This is a genomic window from uncultured Cetobacterium sp. (assembly GCF_945952365.1).
Lineage (GTDB): Bacteria > Fusobacteriota > Fusobacteriia > Fusobacteriales > Fusobacteriaceae > Cetobacterium_A.
The window spans coordinates 1-12,730 of record NZ_CAMFHX010000010.1 but is presented as its reverse complement, the minus strand read 5'-3'; the positions used below and the strand labels follow the sequence as shown (position 1 = coordinate 12,730).

Sequence of the window (12,730 nt, the reverse complement as noted above, 5' to 3'; positions counted from 1 at the left end):
ATGAACAGAGTAAAAGATATAATTAAAAATAATAAACTTGGTTTAGATATAAAAAAAGGTAATTTTGGAATAGAAAAGGAAAGTGTTAGAGTAAAAAAAGATGGGAGATTAGCAGATACACCTCATCCTGAAATTTTTGGTGATAAAGCAAAACATCCATTTATAACAGTTGATTTTTCAGAAAGTCAAATGGAACTTATAACACCCGCTGAAAAAAGTGTAAAAGAAGCGTATGATTTTTTAAGAAATATTCATGAAGTTGTTTCAATGAATCTGAAAGATGAGTATTTATGGTCGCAAAGTGTTCCTCCAATTCTTCCAGATGATAAGGACATACCAATAGCAAAATTTCCACAAAATAGAGAGTTAGAAATCTATAGAGAGAAATTAGGAGAAAAATATGGTAGAAAAAAACAACTACTTTCAGGTATTCATTTTAATTTTTCATTTGATGATGAGTTTTTAGAGGAGCTATATACTTTGTTAAAACCATCGGAGGATTTCAAAGAGTTTAAGAATGAGATATATTTAAAAATATCTAGAAACTATTTTAAATATGGTTGGATCATAATATACCTTTTAGGAGCTAGTCCTGTTGTTCATGAAACTTATTTACAGAAGTGCCTAGATAAAATGAAAAAGTATAATGGAGAGACATATTATTTTGAAGATATAGTTTCATTTAGAAATAGTAGCTGTGGCTATAGAAATAAAGATGAATTTTTTGTGGATTATAAAAATGTAGAAAGTTATATTGAATCTTTAAACAATTTAATAAATCAAAATATAATCTCAAGTCCTAAAGAATACTATAGTCCTATAAGACTTAAGACTAAAAATACAAAAGAAATCCTAAATGAACTAAAAAACAGTGGTGTTGAATATCTTGAGTTTAGATCTATAGATTTAAATCCGTTTTCAAAAATTGGAATAGAAGAGTTAGATTTAGAGTTTTTACATCTGTTTATATTGTTTTTATATTTAAAAGATGATGAAGAGTTTACAGAGAAAGATTATTTTAGATATTTAAAAAATCAAGAATTACTTGCAAATAATGGAAATTCTAAAGACTTTAAATTAATTTGTTGTGAGGATACAGAAGTTTCACCGAGAGACTACTCTCTTATTTTAATTGAGGAGATAGAAAAAGAACTTAAAAATATCGAAGCTTTCACTGAAAAAGATAGAAAAATTTTAGAGTTCCAAAGAAATAAAATTTTATCTAAATCACTTTACACTGAGGCTGTTTTAAAGGGCGTTAAAGAGAAAGGTTTTGTCAATTTACATATAGGGTTAGCAGAAAAATATTTAGAAGAGATGAAAAGTACACCATATACATTAAAAGGATATGAAGACTTCGAGTTATCAACTCAAATTCTTTTAAAAGATGCAATAAAAAATGGAGTGAAATTTAAGATTTTAGATAGAGGTGAAAATTTTATCTCTTTAGAAAAAAATGGAAAAGTTGAATATATAAAACAAGCGACTAAAACCTCTTTAGATTCATATGTGACAATGTTGATTATGGAGAATAAAGTTGTTACAAAAAAGTTATTAAAAGATAACGGAGTAGTTGTACCTGATGGAAGAGATTATTCAGATATAGATTTAGCTAAAAGTGACTATAGAAAATATAGTGCTGGAACAGTTATAAAACCAAAATCTACAAATTTTGGATTGGGGATAACTATTTTTAAGGATGAGTTTTCAAAAGAGGATTATGATAAAGCAATAGATATAGCTTTCAAAGAGGATTCGTCAATTTTAATTGAAAAATTTGTAAAAGGAAAAGAGTATAGAATTTTTGTTATTGATGGAGAGGTTGTAGGAGTTCTTCATAGAGTTCCTGCTAATGTTATGGGGGATGGAAAGAAAAGTATAGAGGAACTAGTTGCTGAAAAGAATTTAGATCCTTTAAGAGGAGAGGGATATAAAACTCCACTAGAAAAGATAAAACTAGGTGAAGCAGAAAAAATGTTTCTAAAAGCTCAAGGTTTAGATTTTAAATATATTCCAGAAAAAAATGAAGTTGTATATCTAAGAGAAAACTCAAATATAAGTACAGGAGGCGATAGCTTAGATTTTACAGATGAAATTTTAGATGTTTATAAACAAATAGCCATCCAATCAGCGGCAGCAGTTGGTGCAAAAATTTGTGGAGTAGATATGATGATAGAGGATTTAAAAGAGGAGAATCCAAAAGGGAATTATGCAATTATAGAGTTAAACTTCAATCCAGCTATTCATATACATTGTTATCCATATAAAGGAAAAAATAGAAATTTAGGTGAAAAGATATTGAAAGCTTTAGGTTATATAAATTAAAAAAAAGAGTGGATTCAATTAAATTTGAATCTACTCTTTTTCATATTAATATATTTAATTTTACTTTGAAAATCCTGTTCCTAAGTAAGTTATAATTTTCTTTTTAATTCTTTGAATAGTGTTGTCTATTTTTTTTGGTGTTTCATTTAGAAAACCTGCAATCTCTACATAAGAGTATTCTTTACAAAGGTAATAGAAAACTTTTTTTTCTAAATCACTCAGATTTTCAAGTAGGAAAGTTTCTAGAAGTTTAACTAACTCTTTTCCTAGAACAATCTCTTCTGGGTTATAAAAATTAATAGAAGGCGAATTATATTTTGTAACCTCTTCAAATCCAACATACTCTTCTCCCATAACTGCTGAGTTTAAATTTTGATATTTTGCTGAACTGTGAGTTTTAACTGCAGTAATAATCTGTCTTCTAATACATAAATTTGCAAAAGTATTAAAACAAGCATTTTTATTTTCATCAAAAGATTTTATAGCTTTCATAAGTCCTATATATCCCTCTTGTAATAAATCATCTGATTCAGCACCTTTTAAGAAGAATTTACGATTGTTTCTTAAAATAGAACTTTGGTATTCTTGAAAAATCTTCTCAGTAGCTTCCTCATCACCTTGTTGTGCTAATTTGATATCAATAACTTCTATCATGGCTCATCCCCAAAATTTATTTATTATATTTTCTAATGTAATAATATCAAAAAAAATGATTAAAATAAATATTCCAAATTTTTCTTTTTTATTATATTTTTTGATATGTAAACAAAAAATTTGAAAATGGGAAAGCTAGTGTTTGTTAGAAGGACTTTAAATATATGAAAAAGGTATAATAAACTCTTAGAATAAAACATTATTTAAACAAATAGTTTTTAGAAATATGCTATAATAAAGTCTACAAAATAAATAGAATAAGGTGATTTTATGCATAGAGATGTAATTGAAAGTTTAAAAACAAGTAGTTTGGATTTTTCGAATGAATCTAAGCTAGATTTTCAACACAAACTTTTATCAAATAGAGATAGAAAAATAATCGTTGATATAAGAAGAGAGTTAGAAGAGTGTGATGAATTTATAATATCTGTAGCTTTTTTAACAGAGAGTGGTGTAACTTTAATTTTAGAGCAGTTAAAACTATTAGAAGCTAAAGGAGTTAAAGGGAAAATATTGACAGGGGATTACCTCAGTTTCACAGAACCCAAAGCTTTAGAGAAACTTTTAAGTTTTAATAATATTGAAGTAAAACTTTTGACAGAATCTAAATTTCATGCAAAAGGTTATTTTTTTAAGAAAAAAGATGTATGGTCTTTTATAGTTGGAAGTAGTAATTTGACAGGAACTGCTTTGACAGTTAATTTTGAATGGAATTTAAAAGTTAGTTCATTAGTCACAGGTAAAATTGCAAAGGATATATTAAATGAATTTAAGTTAGTTTATAATGCTTTGCCAGAACTAACTTCAAATATTTTGAATAGATACAAAGAGGTTTATGAATTGTCTAAACAACTTAAAATTAAAAAAAATCAAATTAATGGTGACTTATTAGAAATAAAACCTAATAAAATGCAAGAGTTGGCTCTTTTAGGCTTAGAAGAGGCAAGAGGAAAAGGTGATAGAGCACTATTGATAAGTGCTACAGGTACAGGAAAGACATATCTGAGTGCTTTTCATATATTGGAAACAAAGCCTACAAAAGTTTTGTTTTTAGCTCATAGGAAAACAATTTTGAAAAAATCTTTAAATAGTTTTAAACACATTTTAAAAGATAAAAAAATGGGGATATATGGAGAGTTTGAAAATGGTGAAAATGATTTAGTTTTTGGAATGGTTCAGACTTTAAGTAGAGACGAGCATCTATTAAAATTTGAAAAAGATTATTTTGATTATATAGTAGTAGATGAGGTTCATCATGGAGGTGCTAAGAGTTACAGAAAAATTTTAGACTATTTTAAACCAAAATTTTTATTGGGAATGACAGCGACTCCGGAAAGAGGGGATGATTTTGATATCTATGAATTATTTAATCATAATATAGCTTATGAAATACGTTTGAATGACGCTTTGAATGAGGGGCTGTTATGTCCGTTTCATTATTTTGGAATCTCTGATATAAAAATAGAAGGAAAAGAGATAGATGAAAAAACTTCTATAAAAGATTTAGTGTTAGATGAAAGAGTTGAACATATAATTGAAAAATCTAGATATTATGGATATAGCGGTGAGAAGTTGCATGGGTTGATTTTTGTATCTAGGATAGATGAAGCTGAAATTTTAGCTGAGAAATTGACTGAGCGAGGAATCAAATCAAAAGCGTTAAGTGGTGAGACTACAGATAAAGAGAGAGAAACAGCTATAAAAGAGTTAGAACATGGTGAGATTGAGTATTTAATAACAGTAGATATATTTAATGAGGGTGTTGATATTCCTGCTGTAAACCAAGTTATATTTTTAAGACCAACAGAATCATCAATTGTGTATATACAGCAGTTGGGAAGAGGATTAAGAAAAAGTGGAAATAAAGAGTTTGTAGTAATTTTAGACTTTATAGGAAATTACCAAAAAAACTTTTTAATTCCAACAGCGATATCTGGAAGAAACTCATTTGATAGAGATGATATGAAGATGTTTTTGATAAATGGAACTAATATTATTCCAGGAGAAAGTAGTATCACTTTTGAAAAAATAGTTAGAGAGAGAATTTTTGAAAATATAAATAAAACAAATTTCTCAACTAAAAAAATGATTGAATCAGATTTTGAACTTTTAGAAAAGCAATTGGGTAGAGTTCCATTTTTAAATGATTTTTATGAAAGGAAATTGATTGATCCATTAGTAATTTTAAAATTTAGGAAAACTTATGATGAAGTTTTAAAAACGATAAAACCAAATTTGAATTTAGGAAGTTTAAATGAAGCTGAAAAAAACTATTTAACATTTTTATCATCAATATTTACACCAGCTAAAAGAGTTCATGAGATGTTAATACTGCAATATCTTATAGAAAATAGGAAAGTGACAGTAAAAGAAGTTTTAAAAGTTCTAGAAGAGAGATACTCTTTGTTCAATCAAGAAAAAAATATTGAAAATGCATTGAAGCATTTAGAGAAAGATATTTTTAAAAGTTTGTCGACAATAAAAGAGTATAAGCCTTTAGTAGAAAAATTAGATGAAGAAAATAGTTGGGTTATAAAGAAAGGGTTTATAGAAAGTTATAAAACTAATAGCTATTTCAAAGTTTTGATAGATGATCTTTTGAAATATAATTTAAATAGTTCTAAAGATAATTATAAAAACTTTTCTAAAGAGGGGGTAATAAAATACAAAAGCTATTCAAAACAAGAGGCTTTTTGGTATATGAATCTCGATTTTAATAATGGATACCAAGTGAGTGGGTATACAATTTTTGAAAAAGAAAAGAAAGTTATGATTTTTATAACTTTAGATGATTCAACTCCTTTTACGGCTTATGATAATATTTTTTATGATAGACAACATTTCAATTGGTTTTCAAAGAGTAATAGATGTTTGAATAGAAATGGAAAGCTCACAGGAGAGGGGAGAATCGCTCAGAACGAATTTACAATAGAGGTATTTTTAAAGAAAAAAATGGGTGAGAATTTCTTCTATTTAGGAGAGGTACTGAGAGTAGAAAAAGCTGAAGAGATTTTAGGGAAAAAAGGTGAGCCTTTGGTTCAATATGATTTAATTTTAAAAGATGAGATAGATAAGGATTTATTTGATTATTTTAATTTAAATTAGATAGTATGAGAAAAGAGAAGCGAATTTCGCTTCTCTTTTATATTTTTTTATTATATTGTAAGTCATCACTATTTTGATTTTCTAAATTTAAAGACTTTTTGATTGAATTTACAAAATCACTTCCAAAAATATATTCTAAAACATTTTGATAAGAGATTATAAAAGGTTGGTACTCTTCACTATTAAAACCTATGGGATTATCCCTTCTGAAATATGGAGATTTAGATTTCTCGATATCCATACATGCAAAATTAGAATCATTCATAGCTAAATAGCTATTTTTTTTAGTTGGAACAAAGATGTATAAAGTCTCATTCTCTTGAATGATTTCTAGAGGGTATATAGAACACCAAAGAGGTTTTGTATCTATAATTTCACCTAATGAAGCACCGTTATCGATACATATTTTATGTATAGCACAAAGGTGTCTATCTATATGGATACAAGAACATGTACATCTATCAAAAGTTGAATCAACATGTTCATCGGGAATTAGCATCTTATCATTTTTGATAGATGTTATAATTTCAGCTTCTGTTAATCCCTCTTCCTTTAATATAGAAACAGCTTTTGTAAGTGAGTCATATTCTTTTAAATTACCAAGAATTACACTTCTTGATTTTTTATTAAACTCATATGGGAATTGTACACAGCAATTAGTAAGGCAATTAAAGCAATCAAAATTTGTTAAATGATTGAAACTATCGATATCGATAGTTGCGTTATAAGTTTTATTTTTTAAATTAATAGGTATATTTAGTGTTTTTATTCCATTGAAATATATTTTTATTCTATTTTTATTTTTTTCTGAAATTTTAAAATCTCTGTGTAAAAAGTAATTCATTAAACTCTCCTAAACTTTTATATATATTTTTAAATCACATCTTACATTATAGTATAAAAACATACAAAAACCAAGAAAAATATAAAAAATAATCAAATAACGAACACAAGTTGATCAGTTAAAACTTAGACAAATAGCTTATTTTAATGTACAATTCAATTACTGAACTTTTAATGCTCGTCAATTTTCTCTCAAATTGATGAAAAATTTTCTAATTTAAAAATAAGCAGGTACATTCCCAGTACCTGCTTATTTCTATTTTACAAAAAATAGAAGGAAAACAAAAGGAGAAGAGTATAATCTATTTAAGGATATGTAATTTTAATTAGGAGGGGAGATATGATTGGTGGGTTATTTAAAAGTAAGAAACTTATTGAGATTGAAAAAAATCAAAAGTTATTAGAAAATGAAATTAAAAAATTATCACTAGAATTAGTTAAAAAAGATGGATTTTTAAAATGTAAAAATAATCTATTTATTTCAAAAGAAAATATGAGTAAAAACAGTTTCGATTGGGAAAAGATGGGAGATGAGTTAAAAAAATACCATGAAGAAAATCTTCTTCTGAAAAAAGAATTGAAAAGTATAACAGAGATATTGAAAATTAAAGAATCGAATATAAGATATAAAATTAAGATAAATAAATTTTTATTTGAAGCTAGATTTAAAGAGGATGTTAATAAATTTAAATTAAATAATATTGAGTATGCTCAGCAACTGAGTTCTGAATTAATCGAAAAATTAGTTGAGGATGAGAAGCTTAAAGATGATATTTTAAAAAGATATAATAATTTTTTAAAAGATATTATGATTTGGGAATTAAAAACTAATTTGTTAAAAGGTGAGAAAATAACAGTGATATATTCTAAATCTAGAAAACTAATAAATGTTTTAACTGAAAAGTGTATTTCATATATGGATGATTTGAGTATAGATATCTTAGATAAATTAAGCCAAAATGATTTTAAAGCAGAGGAGATAAACGAGTTTAAAAAAATATTCGAAGAGTATAACGAGGAGTATTTAATAAAATTTGAATAGAGTTGAAAAATATCTGAGAACCTAAGGGTTCTCTTTTTTTATCAAAATATCCCGAGAAAACCTCTTCCTCTATTAGGGAGAGGATGAATCGAGACAACCTTTTAGTTTTCAATTTCTGTGATTTAATATATCGCTTCATAGTTTCTATTATTTTTCTCTAAAATATGATAAAATAATAGGACATAAAAATTTAATGAGGAGGTGTAAACTATGAAGACATATAACTTAGCTTTTAAATATAGAATCTATCCTAATGAAGCCCAAGCGAATACAATTAATGCAACTTTTGGTTGTACTAGACTTGTATATAACAGATTCTTAGCTCAAAGAAAAGAATTGTATAAGACAGAGAAAAAATCTGTAACTTACAATACTCAAGCTAAAGAACTCCCTCTACTTAAACTTGAATTACCATTCTTAAAAGAGGTTGATTCAATAGCATTACAACAATCACTTAAAAATTTAGAAACTGCATATAAGAATTTCTTTCAAAAGCGTATAGCATTTCCTAAGTTCAAATCTAAAAGGTCAACTAGAAAATCGTACAATACAGTATCTACAAGTAATAATATTAGAGTTGAAGGAAATTTTCTGAAACTTCCAAAGCTAGGTTTAGTTAAAATTAAACTTCATAGACAGATACCTCAAAATTATGTGATTAAATCAGCTACCATTAGCCAAGAGCCTAACGGTGCTTACTACGTTTCTTTACTAACTGAATTTGAAAAGGATATTAAAGAAGTTCCAAGCGATAATAATATTGTTGGGCTTGATTTTGCTATGTCTGAACTTTTTGTTAGCTCCGATAACCAAAGGGCTGACTATCCTAGATTTTTTAGAAAGTTAGAAGCTAAACTCGTTAAAGCTCAAAGAGAATTATCAAGAAAAGTTAAGTTCTCCCAAAATTGGTATAAAGCAAAATTAAAAGTTGCTAAAATTCATAACCTTATCAAAAACAGTAGAAAAGATTTTTTACACAAGTTATCACATGAACTTATAACTAAATATAATGCGATAATACTTGAAGACCTTAATATGAAAGCTATGAGTGGAGCATTAAATTTTGATAAATCTGTCGCTGATAACGGTTGGGGGATGTTTTGCACTATGCTTCAATACAAATCAATGCTTTTAGGTAAACAAGTAATAAAAATAGATAAGTGGTTTCCATCATCAAAAACTTGTTCATTTTGTGGTGCTATAAAAACTGAACTGCCACTATCTACAAGAGTTTACAAATGTGATGAATGTAACAACGAGATAGATAGAGATTTAAACGCAAGTATAAATATACGTGAGGTTGGTAGAAGTCTACTAGCCTATTAAAATATATTCAGGGTAGGAATTACCCGCAGAGCGTGATTAATATATCCGACATGAGTCAGATACTTCCCACGAAGCCCCGCCCTCTATTAGGGCGGTGGTAGTTCACCGACAGTATATAAAGATGCAGTCTATATAGATAGCAACAATACTGGTGGTAAAATAAATGATTATATTGTAACAAATTTAATTATTAATTATAAAGTAAATGAAGATACTAGATTGTATGCAGGAATAAATTATACTTTTTAATAAAAAATAAAGGAAATCTCCATAGTGAATAGTAACAAATATATAGGATTTGAATACTAAATAGGGGGCACTATGGAAAAAACATTACTGATAATAAAACCTGATGCAGTTGAAAGAAAATTGGTTGGAGAGATAATTCAAAGAGTTGAAAGAAAAGGATTGGAGATAAAAGCTTTAAAGATGGAGAAAATATCTTTAGAAAAAGCTGAAAATCATTATATAGTTCATAAAGGAAAAGAGTTCTATAGTAATCTAATTAATTTTATAACATCTGGACCGTTAGTTTTAATAGTTTTAGAGGGAAAAGATTGTATAAAAATAGTTAGAAATATGGCAGGAAGTACCTCAGCAGTGGAAGCAATGCCTGGAACAATACGAGGAGATTTCTCAACAGATATGTTAGAGAATATTGTTCATACTTCTGATAGCTCAGAAAGTAGCGAAAGAGAGATTAAAAACTTTTTTAAGAATTTATAATATTCTTTATAAAAAGAAGTTCATCTAAAGTGGTGTATATAATTATATACTATAAAAAGTGAGGTGTATTTATGGAAAATAAAAAAAAGTTAGAAGAATTAAAAAAAGAAGCTACTGAAAATTTGAAGAAAGTTGAAGAGGTAAAAAAAGAGGAGTTAGAAGATTTCTGGGAAAGATTTAAAAAATTAGAAAAGGTTTATAAAGATAATTTTGACAAACTTATAGCAGCAGAGTTGTTAGATGTTAAGATGTTAATATTTAAAATTGAAGAAAAGTTTAAATCGAAAGATGACTAATATTTATTAATTGTAAGAAATTTAAAACATATATTGTCAGTTAATCTGGCAATATATGTTTTAAAAAATTATATTTTTCCCCAAGTAATTCCTTTTAAAATCTCTATAAATCCTTCAAAATTGCAATCTTCAACCATTCCGTAGTTAAGATGAGCGTCATTAGCCCAACCACCTAAGACATAACTTTCTTTGGATTCTTCTTTAGGTTTTCCCATAAGTTTATTAATCACTCCTTTAATCCATCCTCCAGTATTGAAATTATAAGATTTTTCAAAAGTAATATATTTTACTTCGTTACTATCTGTGTTATAAAGAATTCCAATATATTTACAATCAGCAACATATTCTGGTTTAGGTAGCTCTAAAGCCCAATATAAGAAATTATTATTAAATTTATCTTTTTTTATGTTACAATTAAATTCTTGCTTTACTATATGCTCATTTCTATCTTCTTCATTTGCAACTTTATAAGAATGGTTCCACATAGTTTTAAGTATTTTCTTTACCTCTTCATCATCTGTTTTAAAGAAAAAGTTAGAAACCTTTTTTTGATTTTCAAAAATTTTTTCTTTTAGAATTATATGAGAGAAAATATAATTAGTTTCATTTTTTATTGTAGCCATTTCTTCCTCCTGGTATAGTTATTATAATTTGTGTTTCATCAATATTGTAGAATATATATATTACAAAAAAACTATGAAAATTACAAAAAATAAGAACTCTCATATAAAATAAGAGTTCTAAGCATTCTTTTAATCATTAAAAAATGTTAGTCTATTTTTTAGATAGTTTGCAAAATCCTTATCTTTAAAAAGTATATTAAGTTCATCAATATATTTTGGAATATTGTTTATATCATTAATGGCATTTAATTTCTGATCACCAGAGTGAGCAATATTATTTCTAATCTCACGACATTTTCTGAAAATTTGAAGCAGTTTTTCCATTTTCTTATAACTAGGATCTAGTTTTTCTATTTTAGAAGTATTTCTATAGCTATTATGTAACGTATTTATTTTTGAATTAGCCTCTTCAATATTTTCTTTTGTACTAGAACCTAAATATTTATCACAGAAAAAAGCGGTTATAGCTTCTCTCATAGTTAAATATGAAGTAGCATATTTTTTCTGTTCATAGTACCACTTTGAAATTTCAAGTAAAAAAGTTTGATTATTTTTTATATTTGAAAACTTATCTAAAAACTCATTTAAAGCTTTCGGAACAATCATATTTATAAGCGGATTATCAGTTTCCCTTAAAGCTTTTATAATGTTATTTAGTTCATTTAATCTATTCTTAACTTCTCCAATATAGTTTATATTCAGTGAGTTTGAAAAATTATCTAGCTTATTTTTAATTTTAATATCTTCAATCGAATTTGTAATTGTATAAAAATTTCCATAGTTTTTAATATCGTGAACTCCTTTTAAAAGATTTGATATTTCAGAGAATATTTTTAAATTTAAAATAGGAGTCGGATTTAATTTGGATTCGTGCATCCCATAAAAAATCCCCTTTATAGCATCATTTGAATCCTTAACATCATTTATATAGTTCATAACCATAAACATATAAAAAGCATTAGAACGGAAACCATGGGTTAAGTCAAGATAGATTTCATGTTCTTTGTCTAAATTTTCTGTAATTTCCATAAGAAGTTTTAAATTTTCAATCATTTCAAATTCTGAAATTCCAAATTTCATAAATTTTAAATTATATTTTTCTGGAATAATATTTGTAATAGGTGTAAGGTCTATATCTGAAAAATTTGTTTCGTGGTTAGCTAAACTACATTGATTGTTAATAAACATATAATCTTCTACACTTGAGGGTGTCTCTGTAACGTCACAAATATGTTCATAAAAAGCATCCCACATAGATGAGGTAGTACCTAAAACAAAAATTTTATCAAAGCTATAGTGTTCATCTAAAGCTGAAAGAATAAACTTTTTGTCAGAATACTCTTTTCCTTCAATAGAGTAGTTTGTGGCCCTATAGTTTTGAGTTACTCCACCAAGAGCTGTTAAAAGAATTTTTCCCATTTTGACCTCCAAATAAAATTGTTTAATATATTATTACTCTATTTTTTATTAGAATTCAAATAAAAATTGAAAAAAAGCAAAAATCTATGGAGAGAAAGCTTTATCTAGTTGTAATGAAGGGGTTTATAATCTTTTAGGTGGTATAGAGCAAAGATTAAGAAATAGTGAAAAAGCGATGGAGTATTTTAATCTTGGAATTGATAAAGGAGATATATCTTGTAAATACTTTAAGGAGAATGGAAAATCAAGAGAGTTATAAAAGTATAAGGCTAAGATAGAAGGTAAATTAGTAAAAATATGGCAGATATTAGCAGCGTGTTAATGGTAGAATAAATTGTAGGTTTTTTGGCAGAATGCAATGATGTAATTTT

10 protein-coding genes are annotated in these 12,730 nt (G+C 26.7%); 6 read left to right on the top strand and 4 right to left on the bottom strand.

The features are described 5' to 3' along the window. Positions 1-2,325 carry a bifunctional glutamate--cysteine ligase GshA/glutathione synthetase GshB gene (gene gshAB / locus Q0O83_RS04970; protein WP_294094671.1) on the top strand — a complete coding sequence of 775 codons (2,325 nt, stop codon included), beginning with the start codon at positions 1-3 and terminating at the stop codon, positions 2,323-2,325. Positions 2,326-2,385: 60 nt separating this feature from the next. Here gshAB and Q0O83_RS04965 read toward each other — a convergent pair whose 3' ends face one another. Continuing rightward, entirely contained in the window at positions 2,386-2,979 is a 594-nt protein-coding gene (locus Q0O83_RS04965; protein WP_294094668.1) for a sigma-70 family RNA polymerase sigma factor, read from the bottom strand. Between the two features lie 270 nt (positions 2,980-3,249). Between Q0O83_RS04965 and Q0O83_RS04960 the strand changes: the two genes are divergently transcribed. After that, on the top strand, positions 3,250-6,084 hold the full coding sequence (locus Q0O83_RS04960) for a DEAD/DEAH box helicase (RefSeq protein WP_294094666.1): 2,835 nt from the start codon (positions 3,250-3,252) through the stop codon (positions 6,082-6,084). A 37-nt stretch (positions 6,085-6,121) separates the two neighbouring features. On the opposite strand, the gene Q0O83_RS04955 is transcribed toward Q0O83_RS04960, so the two are convergent. Continuing rightward, positions 6,122-6,928, bottom strand: coding sequence for a hypothetical protein (locus Q0O83_RS04955; protein WP_294094664.1), 807 nt, complete (start codon positions 6,926-6,928; stop codon positions 6,122-6,124). A gap of 339 nt (positions 6,929-7,267) precedes the next feature. Here Q0O83_RS04955 and Q0O83_RS04950 point away from each other — a divergent pair, with 339 nt between their 5' ends. From Q0O83_RS04950 to Q0O83_RS04935, 4 genes are all read left to right on the top strand, one after another. After that, positions 7,268-7,969: a hypothetical protein gene (locus Q0O83_RS04950; protein WP_294094663.1), complete on the top strand. Its 702-nt coding sequence runs from the start codon at positions 7,268-7,270 to the stop codon at positions 7,967-7,969. Positions 7,970-8,179: 210 nt separating this feature from the next. Then, complete coding sequence (locus Q0O83_RS04945; protein ID WP_294094661.1) at positions 8,180-9,295, top strand: RNA-guided endonuclease TnpB family protein; 1,116 nt, start codon at positions 8,180-8,182, stop codon at positions 9,293-9,295. A 321-nt stretch (positions 9,296-9,616) separates the two neighbouring features. Next, positions 9,617-10,021, top strand: coding sequence for a nucleoside-diphosphate kinase (gene ndk, locus Q0O83_RS04940; protein ID WP_294094660.1), 405 nt, complete (start codon positions 9,617-9,619; stop codon positions 10,019-10,021). A gap of 71 nt (positions 10,022-10,092) precedes the next feature. Continuing rightward, entirely contained in the window at positions 10,093-10,317 is a 225-nt protein-coding gene (locus tag Q0O83_RS04935) for a hypothetical protein (RefSeq protein WP_294094659.1), read from the top strand. Between the two features lie 68 nt (positions 10,318-10,385). Here Q0O83_RS04935 and Q0O83_RS04930 read toward each other — a convergent pair whose 3' ends face one another. Together Q0O83_RS04930 and csx2 are read right to left on the bottom strand one after the other, a co-directional pair. Next, on the bottom strand, positions 10,386-10,940 hold the full coding sequence (locus tag Q0O83_RS04930) for a hypothetical protein (protein WP_294094658.1): 555 nt from the start codon (positions 10,938-10,940) through the stop codon (positions 10,386-10,388). A 129-nt stretch (positions 10,941-11,069) separates the two neighbouring features. Next, positions 11,070-12,359, bottom strand: coding sequence for a TIGR02221 family CRISPR-associated protein (gene csx2, locus Q0O83_RS04925; RefSeq protein WP_294094655.1), 1,290 nt, complete (start codon positions 12,357-12,359; stop codon positions 11,070-11,072). Between the last annotated feature and the right edge of the window lie 371 nt (positions 12,360-12,730).